At 34.4% G+C, this 21,874-nt stretch carries 19 protein-coding genes and 6 tRNA genes; 23 read left to right on the top strand and 2 right to left on the bottom strand.

The window, feature by feature from the left end; translation table 11 throughout:
- Nucleotides 1-2 precede the first annotated feature (2 nt).
- From glyS to OB_RS09995, 11 genes are all read left to right on the top strand, one after another.
- Nucleotides 3-2,081 carry a glycine--tRNA ligase subunit beta gene (gene glyS / locus OB_RS10045; RefSeq protein WP_011066345.1) on the top strand — a complete coding sequence of 693 codons (2,079 nt, stop codon included), beginning with the start codon at nucleotides 3-5 and terminating at the stop codon, nucleotides 2,079-2,081.
- A 110-nt stretch (nucleotides 2,082-2,191) separates the two neighbouring features.
- Entirely contained in the window at nucleotides 2,192-2,821 is a 630-nt protein-coding gene (locus OB_RS10040; protein WP_011066344.1) for a helix-turn-helix transcriptional regulator, read from the top strand.
- A 33-nt stretch (nucleotides 2,822-2,854) separates the two neighbouring features.
- Nucleotides 2,855-3,670: a pyruvate, water dikinase regulatory protein gene (locus OB_RS10035; RefSeq protein WP_011066343.1), complete on the top strand. Its 816-nt coding sequence runs from the start codon at nucleotides 2,855-2,857 to the stop codon at nucleotides 3,668-3,670.
- A gap of 347 nt (nucleotides 3,671-4,017) precedes the next feature.
- Nucleotides 4,018-5,832 (top strand): DNA primase, encoded by a 1,815-nt coding sequence (dnaG, locus tag OB_RS10030; RefSeq protein WP_011066342.1) that lies wholly within the window; start codon nucleotides 4,018-4,020, stop codon nucleotides 5,830-5,832.
- A 30-nt stretch (nucleotides 5,833-5,862) separates the two neighbouring features.
- On the top strand, nucleotides 5,863-7,005 hold the full coding sequence (gene rpoD, locus OB_RS10025; protein WP_011066341.1) for an RNA polymerase sigma factor RpoD: 1,143 nt from the start codon (nucleotides 5,863-5,865) through the stop codon (nucleotides 7,003-7,005).
- A 187-nt stretch (nucleotides 7,006-7,192) separates the two neighbouring features.
- Nucleotides 7,193-7,606, top strand: coding sequence for a hypothetical protein (locus OB_RS10020; RefSeq protein WP_011066340.1), 414 nt, complete (start codon nucleotides 7,193-7,195; stop codon nucleotides 7,604-7,606).
- An 87-nt stretch (nucleotides 7,607-7,693) separates the two neighbouring features.
- Nucleotides 7,694-8,089 (top strand): c-type cytochrome, encoded by a 396-nt coding sequence (locus OB_RS10015; RefSeq protein WP_011066339.1) that lies wholly within the window; start codon nucleotides 7,694-7,696, stop codon nucleotides 8,087-8,089.
- Between the two features lie 76 nt (nucleotides 8,090-8,165).
- Nucleotides 8,166-8,903 carry a tRNA (adenine(22)-N(1))-methyltransferase gene (locus OB_RS10010; RefSeq protein WP_011066338.1) on the top strand — a complete coding sequence of 246 codons (738 nt, stop codon included), beginning with the start codon at nucleotides 8,166-8,168 and terminating at the stop codon, nucleotides 8,901-8,903.
- Complete coding sequence (locus OB_RS10005) at nucleotides 8,875-9,993, top strand: Nif3-like dinuclear metal center hexameric protein (RefSeq protein ID WP_011066337.1); 1,119 nt, start codon at nucleotides 8,875-8,877, stop codon at nucleotides 9,991-9,993. Before OB_RS10010 ends, OB_RS10005 begins: the two co-directional genes overlap by 29 nt.
- A gap of 21 nt (nucleotides 9,994-10,014) precedes the next feature.
- Entirely contained in the window at nucleotides 10,015-11,319 is a 1,305-nt protein-coding gene (locus tag OB_RS10000) for a DEAD/DEAH box helicase (RefSeq protein WP_050750215.1), read from the top strand.
- A gap of 23 nt (nucleotides 11,320-11,342) precedes the next feature.
- On the top strand, nucleotides 11,343-12,236 hold the full coding sequence (locus tag OB_RS09995) for a deoxyribonuclease IV (RefSeq protein ID WP_011066335.1): 894 nt from the start codon (nucleotides 11,343-11,345) through the stop codon (nucleotides 12,234-12,236).
- A gap of 45 nt (nucleotides 12,237-12,281) precedes the next feature.
- Here the strand turns inward: OB_RS09995 and OB_RS09990 are convergent, their stop codons facing one another.
- Nucleotides 12,282-12,566: a DUF2624 domain-containing protein gene (locus tag OB_RS09990; protein WP_011066334.1), complete on the bottom strand. Its 285-nt coding sequence runs from the start codon at nucleotides 12,564-12,566 to the stop codon at nucleotides 12,282-12,284.
- A gap of 157 nt (nucleotides 12,567-12,723) precedes the next feature.
- Here OB_RS09990 and OB_RS09985 point away from each other — a divergent pair, with 157 nt between their 5' ends.
- Complete coding sequence (locus tag OB_RS09985) at nucleotides 12,724-13,101, top strand: hypothetical protein (RefSeq protein ID WP_231846937.1); 378 nt, start codon at nucleotides 12,724-12,726, stop codon at nucleotides 13,099-13,101.
- Between the two features lie 33 nt (nucleotides 13,102-13,134).
- Here the strand turns inward: OB_RS09985 and OB_RS09980 are convergent, their stop codons facing one another.
- Nucleotides 13,135-13,458, bottom strand: coding sequence for a hypothetical protein (locus OB_RS09980; RefSeq protein WP_011066332.1), 324 nt, complete (start codon nucleotides 13,456-13,458; stop codon nucleotides 13,135-13,137).
- An 80-nt stretch (nucleotides 13,459-13,538) separates the two neighbouring features.
- On the opposite strand from OB_RS09980, the gene OB_RS09975 reads away from it, so the two are divergent.
- The 11 genes from OB_RS09975 (at nucleotide 13,539) to OB_RS09925 (ending at nucleotide 21,854) form a co-directional block, all read left to right on the top strand.
- Entirely contained in the window at nucleotides 13,539-14,186 is a 648-nt protein-coding gene (locus OB_RS09975; protein WP_011066331.1) for an NfeD family protein, read from the top strand.
- A gap of 341 nt (nucleotides 14,187-14,527) precedes the next feature.
- Nucleotides 14,528-16,156 (top strand): Na/Pi cotransporter family protein, encoded by a 1,629-nt coding sequence (locus OB_RS09970; protein WP_011066330.1) that lies wholly within the window; start codon nucleotides 14,528-14,530, stop codon nucleotides 16,154-16,156.
- A gap of 719 nt (nucleotides 16,157-16,875) precedes the next feature.
- Nucleotides 16,876-16,950 (top strand) — tRNA-Asn (locus OB_RS09965).
- Nucleotide 16,951: 1 nt separating this feature from the next.
- Nucleotides 16,952-17,028 (top strand) — tRNA-Met (locus tag OB_RS09960).
- 13 nt (nucleotides 17,029-17,041) lie between these two features.
- Nucleotides 17,042-17,117 (top strand) — tRNA-His (locus OB_RS09955).
- Between the two features lie 26 nt (nucleotides 17,118-17,143).
- Nucleotides 17,144-17,220 (top strand) — tRNA-Ile (locus OB_RS09950).
- A 13-nt stretch (nucleotides 17,221-17,233) separates the two neighbouring features.
- Nucleotides 17,234-17,326, top strand: a tRNA-Ser gene (locus OB_RS09945).
- Nucleotides 17,327-17,478: 152 nt separating this feature from the next.
- Nucleotides 17,479-17,551 (top strand) — tRNA-Phe (locus tag OB_RS09940).
- A gap of 169 nt (nucleotides 17,552-17,720) precedes the next feature.
- Nucleotides 17,721-18,332, top strand: coding sequence for a superoxide dismutase SodA (gene sodA, locus OB_RS09935; protein WP_011066329.1), 612 nt, complete (start codon nucleotides 17,721-17,723; stop codon nucleotides 18,330-18,332).
- 104 nt (nucleotides 18,333-18,436) lie between these two features.
- Nucleotides 18,437-19,711 (top strand): MFS transporter, encoded by a 1,275-nt coding sequence (locus OB_RS09930; protein WP_011066328.1) that lies wholly within the window; start codon nucleotides 18,437-18,439, stop codon nucleotides 19,709-19,711.
- A 58-nt stretch (nucleotides 19,712-19,769) separates the two neighbouring features.
- A complete protein-coding gene (locus OB_RS09925; RefSeq protein ID WP_011066327.1) occupies nucleotides 19,770-21,854 on the top strand; it encodes a peptidoglycan D,D-transpeptidase FtsI family protein in 2,085 nt (694 codons plus the stop codon).
- The last annotated feature ends 20 nt before the right edge of the window (nucleotides 21,855-21,874 follow it).

Here is a 21,874-nt window from a genome sequence, read left to right as displayed (position 1 = left end):
ATATGGCACGTGATGTATTAATTGAGATTGGATTAGAAGAGCTACCTGCGCGATTTATTGATGATGCAGAGTTACAATTATATACCAAAACAAAGCAGTGGTTAGAAGAAAATAGAATTTCTTCAGAGAACGTAATATCTTATTCAACCCCAAGAAGATTAGCTGTTTTTGTAAAAAATATGGCTGAAAAACAATCATCCATTGAAGAAGATGTAAAAGGTCCCGCACTTAAAATTGCCAAAGATGAAGATGGTAATTGGACTAAGGCTGCACAAGGATTTACGAAAGGTCAGGGATTGACTACAGACGATATTGTTGTTAGAGAAGTAAAGGGCATTTCTTATATTTATGTTACAAAACATATAGAAGGAAGACCTATTCAAGAATTATTACCTGAGTTCAAATCGATAATTGAGTCCATAACTTTTGGTAAAAATATGCGCTGGGGTAGTGAGACTATTCGTTATGCACGACCAATCCGTTGGTTAGTGGCTATGATGGGAAATGAAGTAATTCCATTTGAAATTGCTCATGTGGCTACAAATAATGTAACGTATGGCCATCGGTTTTTAGGAGAAGAAGTAACCATACAGGAACCGGCTGAATATGAGAAGACATTAAAAGATAATTATGTGATTGTAAAAGCAAAAGATAGAGAAACGCTAATTGTTGAACAACTATCAAAACTGGAACGAGAGCATGGTTTTGAAATTCCAGTGGATCAGGAATTACTTGAAGAGGTCCGGAACTTAGTAGAATTCCCAACCGCATTTGTTGGAAAATTTGAAGAAGCTTACTTAGAAATTCCACCTGAGGTTTTAATAACGTCGATGAAAGAACATCAACGATATTTTCCAGTCCACAAAAAAGGGGTCTTACAACCTTATTTTGTAGGTGTTCGTAATGGCGATAATTATCATATTGAAACAGTTGCCAAAGGTAATGAAAAGGTATTAAGAGCTCGGTTAGCTGATGCAGAATTTTTCTATAACGAAGACCTTCATCAATCCATTGATTTCTTCCAAGAGAAGCTAACGAAAGTAGTTTTTCAAGAAAAGCTAGGTACTTATTCAGATAAAGTAGAAAGAATGAAACAAATTGCTGATCGTATATCAGAGAAACTTTCTTTGGAATCGGACGATAGAAAAATAATTGAACGAGCAGCAGAAATTTCTAAGTTTGATTTAATGACAAGTATGGTTAATGAGTTTACTGAATTGCAGGGGATTATTGGTGAAAAGTACGCAAATCATTTCGGCGAAAATTCAGCCACCTCACAAGCTATAAAAGAGCATTATCAGCCCAAACATGCCAAGGATGATTTACCACAAACGGTAATCGGTTCTGTTGTTAGTGTAGCAGATAAGTTAGATACAATTGCTGGTTGTATAGCAGTTGGACTAGTGCCAACTGGTTCACAAGATCCATATGGACTACGGAGACAGGCTTCGGCTATATTACGGATATTGCATAATGAAAAATGGAATCTTACTGTAGAGGAATTAATTGATATTGCACTAGATGTTTTTCAAAAATCCAATGTTACTATTATGGAGAAAACCAACGAAGAATTAATTGAGTTCTTCCGTTTGCGGGCAGTGTATTTAATGAAGGATAAAGGCTTAGAAGTGGACGTTATCCACGCTGTAACAGATCAAAAGCTTGGTAATGTATTTGTATCATTCGAAAAGGCAAAGGAATTATCTGACAAACGAAATGATGAGACATTCAAACCAATTCAGGAAGCACTCGTACGTGTGTTAAATTTATCAAATAAAGTAGAAACGAATGAATTGATTCGTGAAGATAAGTTAGAAACCGAATCTGAGAAAATTCTTTATACACGCTATTTGGATATCAAGGAAACTTATGAAAAACAACTCTTGCATAATGAAACAAAACAGGCATTAGCTACGCTTGCACAGCTTGCAGCTCCAATTCATGCGTTCTTTGACAATAATATGGTAATGGCAGATGATTTAGAGATACGTAATAACCGGCTTGCATTAATACAAGCATTAACATCACTAATTCTTCCATATGCTGATTTAAGAAAAATTGAATGGAAACAACAGTTTTAAGTTGAAAAATAGATGCTTGTTTGTACTATAACTGATACAATTAATGATGGATAAAGGTCGCAATCAAAATTAAATAGCAACGAATATATTGCTATTTGGGTGGTGAAAAAATGGACTTAACAAAACGACAACAGCAAATAGTAGAAATTGTAAAAGCTGATGGTCCAATTACTGGGGAGCATATTGCAGACCGACTAGATTTAACTCGAGCTACCCTTCGTCCGGATTTAGCTATCTTAACAATGGCTGGATTCTTGGATGCAAGACCACGAGTAGGTTATTTCTATACGGGAAAAACCGCTTCAGAGCTATTATCTGAGAAAATCAAGAAATACAAGGTGCATGAATTTCAACAGGTGCCTGTCGCGGTTAAAGAAAGTGTGTCGGTGTATGATGCAATTTCAACCATGTTTTTAGAAGATGTGGGTACATTATTCGTAGTTGATGACCACGCTTGTTTAACTGGTGTACTATCCAGAAAAGATTTACTTAGAACAAGTATGGGTCACCAAGACTTAACCAGCATTCCAGTGCATATTATAATGACACGTATGCCAAATATTACAGTGTGTCGTAGAGATGATTTGTTAATTGATGCAGCTCATAATTTAATTTCAAAACAAATCGATGGACTTCCCGTTGTGAAGGATACTGAGCGTGGATTAGAAGTAGTAGGTCGAATAACGAAAACAACAATGACTAAATTGTTAGTGGAACTAACTACGGATGAAAATATTTAATCATTATTGATTCTTAAGAGAGGGGTAATATGGATGTCTACCCAACCAATTATTTATGTGCTTTCTGACTCTGTAGGGGAAACTGCGGAATTGGTAGTGAAAGCAGGTTTGAGTCAATTTAAAAATGGAGATTATAAAATTCAACGAGTTCCATACGTAGAAGACAAGGAAACCGTGGATGAGTTTCTTGCACTTGCGAAAGATACGGTTAGCATAGTAGGATTTACATTAGTTGATCCAGAATTAAGAGCGTACGTAAATAGTCAAGCCAAAAAATTAGAAGTAGAGGCAATTGATATTATGGGTCCGACAATGGATGCAATGGGAAGAGTTTTTAATCGAACTCCACGTCTAGAAGCAGGGTTAGTCCATAAATTAGATGAAGACTACTTCAAAAAAATAGAAGCAATCGAATTTGCAGTTAAATACGATGATGGTAGGGATCCAAGAGGGATTGCACGAGCTGATATCATTTTGATAGGCGTATCGCGTACTTCTAAAACACCATTGTCACAATATCTCGCTCATAAAAGAATTAAAGTTGCAAATGTTCCAATCGTCCCAGAAGTAGATCCTCCAGAAGAATTAATGATGGTCGATCCCAAAAAATGTATTGGTTTAAAAATTACAGCAGAAAAACTGAATAGCATTCGAAAAGAACGACTTAAGGCACTTGGACTCGGAGATCAAGCGACGTATGCAAATATGAATAGAATCGAGCAAGAACTAGAATACTTCCAATCTATTGTCGACAAAATTGGTTGTCAGGTCATTGATGTTTCTAATAAAGCTGTTGAAGAAACAGCGAATCATATATTACGTTTGAAACAAGAAAACAACTCATTATAAGCATAGAAGATGACATTCTGTCGTAAAAGCAGAATGTTTTTCTTTTTACTAGATTTTGAGGCAAAATGATAGATATCCTTTAGAAAATATATTATAATTATCATTCGTGTGAGTATAACATCACAAAATCCAATTCTGAAAAGTAAAACATTAAGAAGTAAGAAGGATTCTACTACACTTTTGTAGAATCTAGAGAAAGGCAATTATCGAAAAAAACATTATGAAAGCCTTCTGAGAGTTACTTTTAGCATTTAGAAGGTGTTTTTTTCGGAATAAGAGAAAAATATGTCGAAAAGTGAAGGATTTATTTAATATGTAACGAATAATAGTATAGTATGGTGGTAAAGATGACCAATCAGATACCAGATGAAATCATTGAACAAGTGAAAAATGCTAATGATATAGTTGATGTTATTGGAGAATATATTCAACTGAAGAAACAAGGACGAAATTACTTTGGTCTTTGTCCATTTCATGGAGAGAAGACACCTTCTTTTTCAGTATCCCAAGAAAAACAAATATTTCATTGTTTTGGATGTGGAAAAGGTGGGAATGTGTTTACTTTCTTGAAAGAAATAGATAGCTTTACATTTTATGAAGCGTTACAGTTCTTAGCGGAGAAGCAAGGAATTGAATTGCCACAAACATCCATAAAAAAAGAATCCTTCTTATCGGAAGAAGACCAACAAGTACTTACAGCGAATGATTGGCTTATGAAGTTGTACCATCATTTATTGAAGTACACGAAAGACGGTAAAGAAGGATATCAATATTTGAAAGATCGTGGTATTAGTGATGAAGCTTTAGAGGATTTTCAGATTGGCTATGCTCCAAATATAAAAGACTTTACTTTAGAGTTCCTTACGAAGAAAGGGTTTAGTAAACAATTACTTGTGAAAAACGGTATTTTATCAGCACAGAATGATCATGATGTTATAGACCGTTTTCGTGGTCGCGTGATTTTTCCAATTCGTAATGCAATAGGAAAAACAGTTGGTTTCGTTGGGCGTGCTCTGCATGATGGTGTAGAACCAAAGTATTTAAATAGCCCTGAGGGCGGCTTGTTTCAAAAAAGTAAAATATTATTTAATTTTGATTTAGCGAAAAAACACATTCGAAAAGAAAATGAAGTGATATTGTTTGAGGGTTCTGTTGATGTTATTAGTGCTTACCAAAATGGTTTAAAGAATGTAGTAGCTACATTAGGTACAGCTTTGACGGAATCTCAAGCTAAGTTATTAAACCGTTATGTGGAAACTGTGGTCCTATGTTATGACGGAGATGATGCAGGTCTTAATGCGGCTTATAAAGCTTCTCAGTTACTTCGATCGGTAGGATGTGAAATAAGAATTGCCAAAATGGATCCCTCTGATGACCCGGATAGCTTTATACGAAGTAATGGTATGGAAGCTTTTCAGAATCGGATAATTCGAACAAGTGATACGTATATGACCTTCTATATGAGATATTTTCGCAGAGATTATAACTTAAAAGTAGAAGGAGATCGAATTGCTTATATTGAAAAAGTACTAAAAGAACTTTCAATGATTGAGAGTACCCTAGAACGGGAATATTATGTGCAAGAGTTGCATAAGGAATTTAATTTGTCTCATGAATCTTTGATGACTCAATTACAATCATATCGGAATAACCAACAGAATTCTAGGGATAATCATAGGTATAACAGATATACTAATAAAGGTAATTCATCATACCAAACCAAGCTCCATCCTGCTTTTATTAATGCAGAAAAAAAATTAATTGCATATATGTTACAGGATTCGTATATTACTGAAAAGGTACAAAACGATTTAGGAGCGGCATTTAATGTGAATGATCACAAAATTATTGCTACGCATTTATATGCTTATTACGAGGAGGGAAATCCTCCTGATATAGGATTATTTATGGAAAGACTATCCGAAGATCATTTGAAAAAACATGTTGTTGAAGCAGTTATGATGACGGATATTGCAAATAGTACAGATGAAGAAATTGATGATTACATTCGATTTATCTTAAATGAAAGTAATCAAAATGTAAGTATTAAATCCTTGAAAGAAAAGCAAAGAATTGCTGAGCAAGAAAACAATCCAATGGAAGCAGCAAAAATAGCAATGGAAATCATTGAACTACAAAAACAACGTAAGCACATGCACTAAAAATTATTTAACTTGGAAGGAGGGGGACTCATGGCCGAACAAAAGCCTTCGCATATGAAAGAAGAAGTAACAGAAGTAACGGAAACAACAGAAGTAACTACATTGGAACAGGCTAAGAATAGACTTTTAGAAATTGGTAAGAAACGCGGTTCATTAGCCTATGAAGAGGTGGCAGACGGTTTATCTAACTTTGAGCTTGAACCTGAGCAGATGGACGAATTTTATGAGTACCTAGAAGAACAGGGTGTTGATGTGATAGGTGAGTCGGAAGATGACCCCGAAATGCAGAAAATCGCAAAAGAAGAGGAATTTAATCTTAATGATTTAAGTGTACCATTAGGTATTAAGATAAATGACCCTGTTCGTATGTACTTAAAGGAAATTGGCAGAGTCAATCTATTGTCTGCTGCAGAAGAAATCGATCTTGCTTCAAGTATTGAAGAAGGCGATGAAGAAGCAAAAAGACGTCTAGCTGAAGCGAACTTACGATTAGTAGTTAGTATAGCAAAACGTTATGTTGGACGAGGAATGTTATTCTTGGATCTTATCCAAGAAGGAAATATGGGCCTTATCAAAGCTGTTGAGAAGTTTGATTATCGTAAAGGGTTTAAATTTAGTACGTATGCCACTTGGTGGATACGTCAGGCAATTACCCGTGCAATAGCTGACCAAGCAAGAACAATCCGAATTCCAGTTCATATGGTTGAAACGATTAATAAGTTGATTAGAGTTCAACGGTCATTGTTACAAGATCTAGGACGAGAACCAACACCAGAGGAAATTGGTGAGGAAATGGAATTAGGTCCGGATAAGGTAAGAGATATTCTTAAGATTGCTCAAGAACCAGTATCATTAGAAACTCCGATTGGAGAAGAAGATGATTCTCATTTAGGCGACTTTATAGAGGACCAAGAAGCGATTTCCCCGTCAGACCATGCAGCTTATGAATTGCTAAAAGAACAGTTAGAAGATGTTTTAGATACGCTAACTGATCGAGAAGAAAATGTCCTTCGATTACGATTTGGACTTGACGATGGACGAACTAGAACATTAGAAGAGGTAGGAAAAGTCTTCGGAGTTACTCGTGAGCGAATTCGACAAATAGAGGCAAAAGCACTCCGTAAATTAAGACACCCTAGTCGAAGCAAGCGTCTTAAAGACTTTTTAGATTAAATCGAAGTCATTATCTGCCCGTGGTGGATAATGACTTATGTATATCTAAAATGGGGTGATCTGAATTTCAAAAGAAAAAACGAAACTTATATTAGATGAAATTAGTTATTGGAAAGAAAATCGATTATTACCAGAGAGGTATTGTGATTATCTCCTTGCTTTATACTCACAAGGTGGAGAAATTAAGGTGACAGAGGTAAATCCAAAGAAGCAGCGGATAGCCTTTGTATATTTTGCATTAATACTGGTAATGCTAGTGGTTGTATCCATGTTATTTACTTTTTATAGTCATACATCATTACAATTTTTACTATTAACAATTGGATTTGTTTTTAGTGGTATCGGTATAATTTTTTTTCGTCCAAACCAACAACTTATTTCTTTTATAGGATGGATATCGCTTTTATTGTTCTTGTTGCAGTTATCAATTCTATTAAGTCAACAATATTTTAATGCTTTGGTAGTAATTATCGTAGTAAGTTTTCAATTTCTTCTTTGGTATATCTTAGGATATATTCGTAAAGATCGGATTTTAAGAATCGTTGGATTAATCGCTCTTATAACTATGTTAATTTATGTCGTTTTTTTAAATTTTCTATGATAATCCTTTAAAATTATCCAATTTTAAAGTACACTATATATAGTCTTTTATATATGCATTAAGGGGATTACATAAGGAGGAAGCATAATGAAAAAAAACCCGGTTATACCATATGCGATTATTGCTGTTATCGGGATCCTTGCTGTAATTATTATTTCAGTAGTTGGGATTGATCAAAGACAAGCTATTCAAGACGCTGAAGAAAATGGTGGGGAACAAACCGAGCAATCTGAAGAAGGCGAAGGCGGTGGAGAAACTGCTGGAGGAGACGGAGATGCAGTTTTCCAAAATAATTGCGCAATGTGTCATGGATCCGATTTAGCTAGTGGATCAGCACCTAATTTAACTGAGATAGGAAGCAAATATTCTCAAGAAGAACTTGCTCAAATTGTACAAGAAGGTATAGGTAATATGCCAGCACAGTCTCAAGTTCAAGGTGAAGATTTAGATGCTTTAACACAATGGCTAAGTGAGAAACAGTAATTATAAGTTTAAATGAATGAAAGCTTTCTGCTTAAAAATCAGAAAGCTTTTCTTAATGTAGAAGGTGAATTAAGTAATGCGTAATAGAGTTAGTTTATCAAATCGTTTAAAGAAAGTTGCATCTTATCTTCCCGAAAATGCAAACTTTGCTGATATCGGATCAGATCATGCATATTTAGCTGCATATGTTTGCCAGAACGACCCAAATGCAAAAGCAATTGCCGGAGAAGTAAATGTTGGTCCATTAAATAGTGCGAAAGATACAATTAACGAATATGGGTTGGAAAATCAAATCGAGGTACGCCTCGGGGATGGACTAGAAGTAATTAGACCAGGAGAAGTTAATCAAATTGTAATCGCGGGTATGGGCGGATCGTTAATAACATCGATTTTAAATAAACAAAAAAACATATCTTTAGAAGTTGATCGGATGATTTTACAACCTAATGTAGATGCAAAAGAATTACGAGAGTGGTTAGATGATCAAAATTATATGTTAATAATGGAAGAAATTATAGAAGAACAAGGACATATTTATGAGATTTTAGTTGCAGAGAAATGTAATTCACATCAATCACCTTATAGCGATTTAGAAAAAGAAAAACAATTATATTTTGGTCCATACTTATTACAAGACAGAAATGATGCATTTATGAAAAAATGGGGAGGAGAAAGAGATAAGTTAACACGTGTTGTCGAACAGATGAAGCAAGCAAGGCAAATGGATCGAGATAAAATCGATCAATTTATTAACGAATTGGATTGGATGCAGGAGGTCTTAAACAATGAAAAAAACAACATGGAAACACGCTGATTTTTTTCGAGCAATGGATGTTTGGGCACCGAAACATTTAGCATATGATTGGGATAATGTAGGTTTGCAAATAGGATCTTTTAATGCAATTACAAGCAAGGTTCTTATCACATTAGACGTTACTGAAAGTGTCGTAGACGAAGCAATAGAAAAAGGAATGAATTTAATTATTGCGCATCATTCCCTATTATTTCAACCATTAAAACAGATTAATATGGATACACCTAAGGGAAGAACAGTACAAAAATTGATAAAAAATGATATTACTGTATATGCTTCTCATACAAATTTAGATGCAGCAAATAACGGGGTTAATGATATGTTAGCTACAGAATTAAAGCTCACTCATACAACTCCACTAGTGCCAGTATATAATGAGAAAAATTATAAAGTAGTAATTTATGTACCAGAAAGTCATATAGAAAAGATCCGACAAGCGTTTGCTGAGTCTGGAGCCGGTTATATAGGGAATTATAGTCATTGTACTTTTCAAAGCCCGGGACAGGGGACATTTAAACCATTGGAGGGTACTGATCCATACATTGGGGAACAGGATAAAATCACATATGTCGATGAATATAAGATAGAGACTATTGTTCCAGAAAGTATACTTTCAAATGTTGTGAAATCAATCCTTTCTGCACATCCTTATGAGGAACCCGCTTATGATATTTACCCTTTAGAAAATAAAACTACTAATTTTGGTATTGGTCGTATTGGTAACTTAACAGAACCAACTACATTAGATTCTTTTATAAAAACAGTCAAAACTCAATTTCAGTTAGAAGGAATACGTATTTCAGGAAATAAAGATAAAAAGATCAAGCGAGTAGCAATTTTAGGTGGGAGCGGTGAGAAATATGTTTCCCATGCTATGCGTAAGAAAGCGGATGTTTATATCACTGGAGATATGACTTTTCACATTGCTCAAGATGCTGCTGAAATGGGATTAACTGTAATTGATGCTGGACATTACATTGAAAAAGTTATGAAATACTATACGAAACAAAAACTAGCACAGACGATGGAATTGGATAAGGATTTTATAGAGGTATCTGAAATTAATACAGATCCATTCCAGTTTGTGTAGAAGTAGACAGGAGGTCATTACATGGGTATGAAATTTGAAGATTTACAATTAAACCCCATTGTAAATGATGTTATTGAACAGTTAAAATTTAAAAATCCTACAGAAATTCAGGAAAAGGTTATACCTGCCATTATAAAAGGAGATAGTGTAGTTGGACAATCTCGTACGGGATCTGGTAAAACACATGCCTTTTTGTTACCACTTTTTCACGGCTTAGAAAGTGATAAAAAAGAAGTTCAGTTTGTTATCACTGCACCCACTAGGGAACTGGCCACACAATTATATGGTGAAGTAAGAAATATAATAACATTAGCTGATAAAACGAAAGAATGGAATGCAAAGTTGCTCGTTGGAGGTACCGATAAACAAAAAATGACGGAGAAGTTAAAAACACCTCCTCATATTATTGTCGGAACTCCAGGTCGAATTTTAGATCTTGTTAAAAGTGGAGCTCTATCTATTTATACAGCAAAATCTTTTGTTGTTGATGAAGCTGACTTGATGTTAGATCTTGGGTTTATTGAAGAAGTAGATCAATTATTAGTTAGGTCAAAACAAGATATACAATTGCTTGTATTTTCTGCAACTATTCCACAACGTTTACAGCATTTTTTCAAGAAATATATAAAAAATCCATTAAATGTAAAAATTAATGAACACTTTTCACCAGAAAAAATGGATCATCGATTAATTCGAAAAAAACATCGAAATGAAGCAGAAATCATTTGGGAAATTTCTCAATCTATTCACCCTTATCTTGCGCTTATATTTACTAACGGAAAACAACAAGCAAATGAATTGGCAGATCAATTATTAGAGTATGGGTTAGAAGTAGGAGTTATTCACGGTGGATTAACCCCGAGAGAACGAAAACGGGTCTTAAAGGAAATTCAAAACCTTAGATATCAATACGTTGTAGCTACTGATTTAGCTGCGAGAGGAATTGATATAAAGGGTGTAAGCCATGTTATAAACGCGCAAATTCCAAAAGAAGAATCATTTTATATTCATCGAGTTGGTAGAACTGCAAGAGCTGGACTAGAGGGAACAGCCATAAGTATATATGATGACAATGATTTATCATTAATTCAACGATTGGAACAAAAAGGTTTAATATTTGAATTCGTAGAAGTTAAAAATGGGGAATGGAAAACTGACCCTTCATGGAATGAAAGGCAACGTCGTCAAAAAGTAGATACTTCTATTGATAAAGAGGCTTGGAAACGAGTATCTAAACAGAAAAAAGTTAAACCAGGATATAAGAAGAAACAAAAACGCCAACAACAAGAAATTAAAAAACAGTTAACTAAAAAAAAGAAAAAGTAAAGTAAGCGAAGAGGAGGAGTAAAATGGTAAAGATTGGATCACATGTTTCAATGAATGGCAAGAAAATGCTATTAGGCTCCAGTGAAGATGCTGTTCAATATGGAGCTAATACGTTTATGATCTACACAGGTGCCCCTCAAAATACAAGAAGGAAGCCTATAGAAGAGCTGAATATTGAAGCAGGTACAGAACATATGAAAGCCAATGGAATCCAAGATATAGTAGTACATGCACCGTATATTATAAATATTGGTAATTCCATTAAACCAGCTACTTTTGAGTTGGGAGTTAACTTTTTAAAAAATGAAATTGATCGTACAGAGGCATTAGGTGCGAAACAAATTGTACTTCATCCAGGAGCGCATGTTGGGGAAGGTGCTGAAAAAGGAATACCAAAAATTATAGAAGGTTTAAATGAAGTTCTAGATCCAAATAGTAATGTCCAAATTGCTTTGGAAACAATGGCAGGAAAAGGATCTGAAATAGGACGTACATTTGAAGAGCTAGCTCAAATTATCGAAGGTGTAACACACAATGATCGGCTGTCTATTTGTATGGATACATGCCATATTCACGATGCAGGCTACAACATTGTAGAAGATTTTGATGGAGTGTTAGAGCAATTTGATAAAATCATTGGGATAGACCGATTAAAAGTTGTCCATGTAAATGATAGTAAAAATGAGCGAGGTGCTCATAAAGATCGTCATGAAAATATTGGTTTTGGTTATATCGGCTTTGAAGCTCTGCATAATATAGTGCACCATCCACAATTATCTGATCTACCTAAAATTTTGGAAACACCTTTTGTAGGTACAGACAAGAAAAACAAAAAACCTCCTTATAAACATGAAATAGAAATGTTAAAAGAAGGCAATTTTGATCCACATCTAAAAGAAAAAATAATGGAAGCATAACTGAGTGAAGCTGATTATAACTTTATTTTATAATCAGCTTCTTTTTTAGTTAAAGAGATGTCCTAATCCGTAAGATTGAATAACTTCATCCATTAAAGCTTGAGCTTGCTTTGCTGTTTGAGGGTCTGTAATCGTAGATAATTCATGAAACATACGATCACGATCGCTCGCTTTAAATGGATCAGGGGAATTAGTTCTCAAATAGTTAATGATTTGTCTCGCTTGAGGTTCAGTTATGTGAAAATTATATTGTTTGCTGTAATGCAATAACTCTCCAACTGTCAGGTTGCGGACTTTACTTTTAACCATTTCTTTAATAAAAAATGACATATTCTTCTCTCCTTTTCACACTCATATATAGATATGCTAAAAATTTAGAAATGATAATCTAAGTGCCTGGTACTTTAACCATATTTTAACAGTTTCGAATAGTAACTGTCTCCATAAAATAAGGTCGTATCAAAATATATGTTGGAGGGAGGATTTTATGATGGAAGAAGATAGAAATAAAGATGTTCATACAGAGAATGCACCGCATCATGGGGATGATGAACACCATTCTTTTATTGGGCATGATTTAGACAGCAAAAGAAATGAGGAATATGCACAAGAATTTACCGCTGATAACCTGAGGGATAGTGATATTCCTGAAGATGACGCTAATCCAGGTACGTTTTATGGCTGGGCAGGAATTGCTTTAGCATTAATCTCATTCTTTGTTTGGCCAATAATATTAGGAGCTGCAAGCATCATTTTTGGTTTTGTAGCCAGAAGTAGAGATGTAGATACACTTGGAAATATTGCAATTGGATTAGGTGCAATCTCAATGATAATTGCTTTATTTATAATACCTTTTCTATTTTAAGGCTGTTCTTACAGCCTTATTTTTTTATTCTTTTCACTCTTGCTCTAGGGGAAAATAATAAATATGATCTACTCTTATATCTGTTGGTTCTGTGGTGGGATTCAAACTTCTAAATTCTTTTAGTAAAAGGTCTGTTTTAATCTCATTGGTTCTTCCCTGGTGGAGACCCTCTATTATGCTTAAAACCGTATCTCCTGGCATTACTTTTATTGGTATGATGTTATAATCAGATTGTTGAGTCTGAACATTTGCTTTTTGGGTGAGTTGATTATTATTAATATTAGATAAATCTTGAAATATACTTATGAGAACCAATATAATTAATATAGATAATAAGAATTTTTTAAAGGGATGCATAGTTGTCTTGTCTCCTTTTTTGAAACCTTTTTGTACTAAAATCGTATGTATAGATAGAGAGTGGAAGGGGCGAGTATCGTATGGATTTATTCGATGTACAATGGATTGGTTTTCTTGCATTATTTTTAGGAACTTTATTCTTATTAGGTGAAGTATTAGTTAATATGCGTGGAATATTTGGTTTGTTAGGAATTGGATTTATTTCTGTATATTTTACTGCTTATTTAGATACAGATTCTGTCTTACTAATCGTTATTGTATATTTTATTGGTTTATTACTAATTATTATTGACGGTAAGATTGTCAACGATGGTACACTGGCAACACTAGGGCTTGGTACAATGATTGCAGCTGTAGCATTACCACAGCCAAATTTGGCAAGTGGCTTATATGCAGTTATTGCTCTACTTTTCGGTACAGGATTATCATTGGTATTTTTAAAAGTTTTTAAACGTAGGAAAATGTGGACCAAATTAGCTCTTATGGATCAGTTAACAAAAGAAGCAGGGTACAGTTCATTATCAAAAGAATATGAAGATCTATTAGAAACAGAAGGAGAAGCATTAACAGACTTTCGACCTTCGGGGACAGTTGAGATAAATAAGAAACATTATAGCGCTGTAACTGGTGGTCAATGGTTAGAAAAAGGATCGAAAGTGAAGGTTGTAGAAGTTGATGGAACTAAAATTCGAATTGAAAAAATAGATAAACCTATAGTAGAAGAATAAAATTGATATGATCCCGAAATTATAACCTTTTGGAAAAAGAGGTTTAATTTCGGTTTTTTTGTGCTAAAAGTAAAAGAATACTAAAAAATTCATTATGAGAGTATATCTGGAATTGCAATTTTTCCTAGCTGGAAATTACTTATTATTGAAAGGACACATATTTAGAAATTATTATCTAAAAATAAGGTTTAGCCATATTATTTTTATTAAATGAAAAGAAATATTAAGAGTATGTAAATTTTCCAAAAGTACCTTTACAAACGGTATAATATCATCAATAATGGATAAGGCACAAAATTCTACAAGATATAACATAGGCCTCAGAAGGGATGAAGTAACACGTGGAAATCGATGTACAAAAACTTATAATTGAATTTATCGGTGGGTTAGGAATATTCCTATTAGGTATTAAATATATGGGTGATGGCTTGCAAAAATCGGCTGGGGATCGCCTTCGTAACATACTTGACCGGTTTACAAGCAATCCGTTCTTAGGAGTACTTGCTGGTATGATTGTAACTATACTTATCCAAAGTAGTTCTGGAACAACCGTATTAACTGTTGGACTAGTAAATGCCGGTTTTATGACTCTAAGACAAGCAATTGGAGTTATAATGGGTGCCAATATAGGTACGACAGTAACTGCATTCATTATCGGTATCGATTTAGGTGAATATGCATTACTAATAATGGCTCTTGGTGCATTCTTATTATTCTTCTTTAAGAAACCAATTGTTAATGCTGTGGGACAAGCTGTATTTGGTTTTGGTTCCCTATTCTTTGGTTTAGAATTAATGAGTAGTGGAATGTCCCCACTTCGCTCTTTAGAAGCGTTTCATGAACTTACATTATCAATGAGTGATACTCCAATCTTAGGAGTAGTTATAGGAACAGTATTTACATTAATTGTTCAAAGTTCATCTGCAACAATTGGGATTTTACAAGGATTATATTCTGAAGGTGCAATTGAATTAGGAGCAGCCTTACCAGTCTTATTTGGGGATAACTTAGGAACAACTATAACTGCAATTATTGCTAGTATTGGTGCTTCAGTAGCTGCTAAAAGAGCTGCATTAACTCATGTTACGTTTAACTTAATAGGGGCAACGATTTTCCTATTACTATTAATACCATTTACTAATTATGTGGCATTTTTACAAGATTGGCTAAATTTAAATCCTGAAATGACAATTGCATTTGGACATGGTAGCTTTAACATTGCTAATACAGTGCTACAATTTCCATTTATTGCAGCTCTAGCATGGTTTGTAACAAAACTCATACCTGGCGATGACACAATTATTGAATATAAGCCAAAACACTTAGATCCAATATTTATCCAGCAGTCCTCTTCTTTAGCATTGGATCAAGCTAAAGCTGAAGTTGTGAGAATGGGTGGATATGCTCATAAAGGTCTTGAAGAAACACATTCATATGTGACAACTCAAAATGAAAAGAATTCGGAAATGGCGTTACAAATTGAAGGTGCTTTAAATAATCTAGATAGAAAAATTACGGACTATTTGGTTGAAATTGCATCAACATCTTTATCAGAAGTTGAAAGTGCCGAACACACAGCTCTAATGAATACAGTACGAGATATTGAACGTATTGGTGACCACTTTGAAAATATTGTTGAATTAATTGATTACAAAATGTCAAACAAAGTAATTCTAACAGATCAAGCTATGGAAAATTTAAATAACATGTTTGATCTTACTGCAATGACAGTAAAACAAGCAATTGAATCATTAGAATCAAAAGACAGAGAAGCAGCTCTTGAAGTTATTCAAAAGGAAGATCAAATTGATAAAATGGAGCGGAAATTCCGTAAAAGTCATATCATACGTATGAATGAAGGTCTATGTAATGGTTCAGCAGGGATTGTCTTTGTAGATATTATAAGTAATCTAGAAAGAATTGGTGATCATGCAGTGAATATTGCAGAAAATGTATTAGGCGAGCAATAAAAAATAAATCGTAGGGAGGTAAAACTTCTCTACGATTTTTTTGTGGGAAATAAATGTAATATAAATAATTTAATTTGCAGATGCTCTTGATGATTAATGTGTATACTGTTCACAAGCATAAATATGATTCTCTGACTGCTTTTCATGAAGGAGGACTAGTGAATCTAATCATAGTATAAAAAATCAATTTACGCTAAGGAGTTTAGGGGGAAATGAAAGAGGTGAATAAGAAAGAATTGAAACGAAAAAGAAAAACGGATTTATTTAAATGCCAACTATTATGTACCACATAATGATATTGTGATATATTATGTAAATCAATAGTTGTATTAGAAGTTTTTAAACCTTCTTATTTATTGGGCATACTCGTTAAGTTTTTGTGTCGTTTAAACTTTTAGTATTAATCCAAATAGAGATACACGAAGAGTATACTTTTATTTCAGGTAGATCGAAAAAAGGGGATAAATACCAAGATATAGCACTTAGGAGATGTCCAAAATAATGAAATTAGGCAGGTCTCAACGGAAAAAAATAAAAAAATGTAAAATCTATTAATATTTTTGTTGAAATATGAAAAAGAACATGCTATTATAAATAACGCAGTCGAAAAACGAAATAAAAACTTTTGCAAAGACGCAAAAAAATGTTTGACAGATTTTGCTAAACATGATAAATTATTATTCGTTGCTGTTATTACATAAACAAAACTTGATGATTATTCCACAGTAGCTCAGTGGTAGAGCAATCGGCTGTTAACCGATCGGTCGTAGGTTCGAATCCTACCTGTGGAGCCATGGCGGTGTAGCTCAGCTGGCGAGAGCGTACGGTTCATACCCGTGAGGTCGGGGGTTCGATCCCCTCCGCCGCTACCATATTATAATCATGGCGGTCGTGGCGAAGTGGTTAACGCACCGGATTGTGGCTCCGGCATTCGTGGGTTCAATCCCCACCGGTCGCCCCATGAATAACGTCATATATTAAATAGAAGGACCCTTAGCTCAGTTGGTTAGAGCTATCGGCTCATAACCGATCGGTCGCAGGTTCGAGTCCTGCAGGGTCCACCATTTTAACCAATCCGGAGGTATACCCAAGTCCGGCTGAAGGGATCGGTCTTGAAAACCGAGAGGCGGGTCAAACCGCGCGGGGGTTCGAATCCCTCTACCTCCTCCATACATATTTTTATTTTGAGTGATTACTAAATGACCTCAAAATACGTATTTCGAATTAACTATCGATGAAACTAAAATTGCAATATAACTTCTGAGCTAATTGATAGTAAGCTGGAAATTCGATTTAGAATGGATTACGTTATAATTTAATACGGCTTGGTAGCTCAGTCGGTAGAGCAGAGGACTGAAAATCCTTGTGTCGGCGGTTCGATTCCGTCCCGAGCCATTTTAAAAAACAAGCATTTGCTTGTTTTTTTGTATGTTGAAATTGGAACCAACTACAAACATTGGAAATATAAAGCATATCGTTTGCAACTACTTAAAAGCTTTGATAGTCTTTTTAATATAAAGGGACATAAACCTTTACATCATTTATTTTAAGGAGGAAGATAAACATGGCAAAATTTGAATTACCGGAATTACCATATGCATATGATGCATTGGAACCGACAATTGACAAAGAAACAATGAACATTCATCATACGAAACATCACAACACGTATGTAACTAAATTAAATGATGCATTGGAAGGACATGCAGACCTTCAAAGTAAGTCTGTAGAAGAATTAATTAGTAATCTTGATGCAGTCCCTGAAAATGCAAAAACTGCAGTACGTAACAATGGTGGCGGACATGCTAACCATAGCCTATTTTGGAAGTTATTATCACCAAATGGCGGCGGTGAGCCAACAGGTGAATTAGCTGATAAAATTAATGCTAAATTTGGTTCATTAGACAAATTCAAAGAAGAATTTGCAGCAGCTGCAGCAGGACGTTTCGGTTCTGGATGGGCTTGGCTAATTGTTAACAATGGTGAACTAGAAATTACAAGCACACCAAACCAAGATTCACCATTAATGGAAGGAAAAACTCCTGTATTAGGACTTGATGTTTGGGAACACGCTTATTATCTTAAATATCAAAACAAACGCCCAGAGTACATTTCAGCATTCTGGAATGTAGTTAATTGGGATCAAGTTGCAAAAAACTACGAAGAAGCTAAGTAATATAATTATAGATTAAAACACGTGAAAAGATTTTCACGTGTTTTTTTTGTATAGATACGACTCCTTCGCAAAAAATAAAGTTGGAAAAGAAGGAGTCGTTTTTAATGTTCCAACAAATAAACAATTTTTTTCAAAAACATAAAATTGAAAATCGTGACTTAATCATTCTTTTATTAATTGGTGGATTATATTCAGGCGGTATTTTCTTATCTAATACATTTGTTAATGTCTATATATGGAAACAATCTGGAGAATTAATAACAATTGCTAATTATAATTTAGCTAGTTATATTTTTCAGGCTCTTGCGTTTGTATGGGCAGGTAAATTATCCAAATCCATTGATCGTATACTTATTTTGCGTGTTGGTATCCTCTTCCTTTGCTTATTTTTTGTATGTGTATTATTTATTGGTGAGTTAGCAGCTTATTATAACTTTATACTGGGGTGTTTAATCGGTATTGGTTACGGATTTTTTTGGTTAGCTTTTCATGTTATGACTTTTGAGATTACGGAACCGGATACAAGAGATATGTTTAATGGTGTGTTCGGTATTTTAAGTTCATTTGCAGGTATGGTTGGCCCTCTATTAGCAGGCTTTATAATTTCAAATATGGTAGATGATGTTGGTTATAATGTAATCTTTGGAATCTCTTTTTTGTTATTTGCTTGTGCAGTGATTGCAAGCTTTTTTATCGTACGGAAAGGGTCAAAAGGGTTATTTGCAATGAAGCATATCGCAAAAGAAAGGAAGAGAAACAAAAATTGGAAAAGAATTTTACATTCTCATTTTTTCCAAGGCTTAAGAGAAGGTATTTTTGGTTTTTATATCACAATATGGGTGTTTCTCGTTACAAATAGTGAACTCGCACTTGGGACATTTAATATGTTTTTATCTGGTTTATCGATTGTGTTTTATCTAATTGCGGCAAGATTTATAAAGCCCCATTTAAGGAAAAAATCGATATTATTAGGTGGTTTGTTACTATTTGCTTCCATATTTATCATCATTTTTGAAGTGAATTACTCCTTATTGATGGTGTATGCAGTAATTATCGGTATTGCCTACCCTATATTAAATGTCCCATTTGTATCAATGACTTTTGATGTAATTGGAAAAGCATATAAAGCTGCTGAAATGCGAGTGGAATATATCGTAATACGAGAAATTTTCTTGAATTTAGGTAGAGCACTATCAATAACCGTGTTTATATTAGGGATTGTATTATTTAAAGAAGAACAAATCATCCCGATTCTACTTGTAGTTTTTGGCGCGGGTCATCTCGCTATTTATTTCTTCATTAAAAATATTCAAATAGGGACAAGGAATCCAAAAGAAATTTTAATAAAAGAGCAAATTACAGACGAAAAAAATCGTTAATTATGGTAAAATCAAACAGAGGAAAATATTGTACTAAATTATTGGGGGAGAAGAAACATTGAGTAAAGATATTAAAAAGAAACGAGCCCAACTTCCCTTTCGGATAAATATATTATTTTTTGCAATCTTTTTGATGTTCTCTGTATTAATTTTGCAATTAGGGGTTGTTCAAATATTAAATGGGGAGGCTCACCAAGAAGAAATTGAGAGAACCAATATTGATACGACAAGTGTACCGGTCCCAAGAGGAAGAATCTTGGATACTAATGGAAATGTAATTGTAGATAATAATGCAATGTATTCTATTACGTATACACCACCAAAAGGGGTACAAGCTAAAGACCGCTTACAATTAGCCCAAAAGTTAGCGGATTATATTGAGATGGGTCAGGAAGATCGCTTAAAACGTATCACAGATAGAGATAAACGAGAATATTATTACTTATTAAATCAAAAAGATGTAGACGAACGGTTAAATGACATAGATACTTCCGAAATGGATAATGCAGATGTATATAACCACACATTAGAGTTGATTACCGAGGAAGAAATCAGTGATTTTTCTGATGACGATATGGAAATTATCGCCATAAAAAAAGAATTAGATAAAGCATATTCATTGACTCCACAAGTTATAAAGAATGAAGATGTATCAGCTGAGGAATATGCTACTGTAGCGGAGAATCTTGATAAATTACCAGGAATAAATGCGACAACAGATTGGGATCGACTGTATCCTTATGATAATACGCTAAGCAGTATCCTGGGAGGTATTACAAGTCAAGAGCAGGGTATTCCAGCTGAAGATGTGCAGGCATACTTAAGTAAAGGATATAGCCGTAATGATCGAGTAGGTACAAGTGGAATAGAACAACAATATGAGGATTTCCTGCGAGGAAGAAAAGAACAGATTCAATATGAGACAAGAAAAAATGGATCAATAGTTGGAACGGAAACAGTAGTTGAAGGGAAACGAGGAAAAGACCTTGTATTAACTATTGATATGGAATTTCAGGAAAAAGTAGATGAAATAGTATTAGATGAAATGAAGAAGGTTAAACAACAATATCCTGGACCTAACCAACACTTAACCAATGCATTCGCAGTAGTAATGGATCCAAAAACAGGAGAACTACTGGCGATGTCTGGTGTGAATTATAATAAAGAAAAAAACGAATACAATGATGCTGCATTTATGGCTTTAGCTAGCGCATATGAACCTGGATCATCCGTAAAAGGTGCCAGTGTATTAGCAGGGTATGAATCAGGTGTCATTTCACCTGGTCAAGTTTTTTTTGATAACCCCGTTAGGATAGCTAGTACGCCTGTAAAAAAATCAGTTTCAAATTTAGGCTATGTAACAGATCTAGAAGCATTGGAAAAATCTTCAAACGTATATATGTTTTATATTGCTTTAAGAATGATGGGAGAAAATCGTCACCCTTATCCAGATAACTCAACTCTTAATGCAAGTTGGTCTGAATACAACAATGCGCTAAATGATTTACAAAATTACTTTAATCAATTTGGTCTAGGAGTATCTACAGGTATTGATTTTCCACATGAATCTACCGGGGTTAGATCAAATGGTGCACCGAACCCAGGTAATGTTCTGGACTTTACAATAGGACAATATGATACGTATACGACATTACAGTTAGCACAATATGTTTCAACAATTGCCAATGATGGATATCGTGTTCAACCACACTTTTTAAAGCAAGTTCATGATCCGATTGCATCATTTGATGAATTAGGTCCAGTGTATTATACAAAAAATACGCAAGTAATGAACCGTATTGATATGAGTCAAAGTGAAATAGAACGAGTACAAAATGGTTTTAAGCGAGTTTATGAATCTGGAACAGCAAGAGGTTATTTTCAAGATGTAGATTATAATCCTGCAGGTAAGACAGGAACAGCTGAAACATCTATTTATGATGATGGGAAAAAGCTAGCTGATACAAATAGTCTTTCACTTGTTGGCTATGCTCCATTTGATGAACCTGAAGTTGCATTTGCCATAATAGTTCCACACACGGGGCAAGGAAATGGAATTAACGGTAAAATCGGCAGACGTATCCTCGATGCATACTTCGAAGTCAAAGAAGAACAAGATGAAGAAAATGCAGTTGATGAATAAAAAATAAGCGAATCCAAAAT

It is taken from the genome of Oceanobacillus iheyensis HTE831 (genome assembly GCF_000011245.1).
In the GTDB taxonomy this organism is placed as follows: domain Bacteria; phylum Bacillota; class Bacilli; order Bacillales; family Amphibacillaceae; genus Oceanobacillus; species Oceanobacillus iheyensis.
This window is presented reverse-complemented; position numbering and strand designations above follow the sequence as displayed.

Bases quoted from the DNA above. Each gene is read 5' to 3' on its own strand.
- OB_RS09975 (WP_011066331.1), top strand. From the start codon at position 13,539: ATGGATTTATTCGATGTACAATGGATTGGTTTTCTTGCATTATTTTTA.
- OB_RS10040 (WP_011066344.1), top strand. From the start codon at position 2,192: ATGGACTTAACAAAACGACAACAGCAAATAGTAGAAATTGTAAAAGCT.
- dnaG (WP_011066342.1), top strand. From the start codon at position 4,018: ATGACCAATCAGATACCAGATGAAATCATTGAACAAGTGAAAAATGCT.
- OB_RS10000 (WP_050750215.1), top strand. From the start codon at position 10,015: ATGGGTATGAAATTTGAAGATTTACAATTAAACCCCATTGTAAATGAT.
- sodA (WP_011066329.1), top strand. From the start codon at position 17,721: ATGGCAAAATTTGAATTACCGGAATTACCATATGCATATGATGCATTG.
- OB_RS09990 (WP_011066334.1), bottom strand. From the start codon at position 12,566: ATGTCATTTTTTATTAAAGAAATGGTTAAAAGTAAAGTCCGCAACCTG.
- OB_RS09995 (WP_011066335.1), top strand. From the start codon at position 11,343: ATGGTAAAGATTGGATCACATGTTTCAATGAATGGCAAGAAAATGCTA.
- OB_RS10035 (WP_011066343.1), top strand. From the start codon at position 2,855: ATGTCTACCCAACCAATTATTTATGTGCTTTCTGACTCTGTAGGGGAA.
- OB_RS09930 (WP_011066328.1), top strand. From the start codon at position 18,437: ATGTTCCAACAAATAAACAATTTTTTTCAAAAACATAAAATTGAAAAT.
- OB_RS09980 (WP_011066332.1), bottom strand. From the start codon at position 13,458: ATGCATCCCTTTAAAAAATTCTTATTATCTATATTAATTATATTGGTT.
- rpoD (WP_011066341.1), top strand. From the start codon at position 5,863: ATGGCCGAACAAAAGCCTTCGCATATGAAAGAAGAAGTAACAGAAGTA.
- OB_RS10010 (WP_011066338.1), top strand. From the start codon at position 8,166: ATGCGTAATAGAGTTAGTTTATCAAATCGTTTAAAGAAAGTTGCATCT.
- OB_RS10005 (WP_011066337.1), top strand. From the start codon at position 8,875: ATGAAAAAAACAACATGGAAACACGCTGATTTTTTTCGAGCAATGGAT.
- OB_RS10015 (WP_011066339.1), top strand. From the start codon at position 7,694: ATGAAAAAAAACCCGGTTATACCATATGCGATTATTGCTGTTATCGGG.
- OB_RS09985 (WP_231846937.1), top strand. From the start codon at position 12,724: ATGATGGAAGAAGATAGAAATAAAGATGTTCATACAGAGAATGCACCG.
- glyS (WP_011066345.1), top strand. From the start codon at position 3: ATGGCACGTGATGTATTAATTGAGATTGGATTAGAAGAGCTACCTGCG.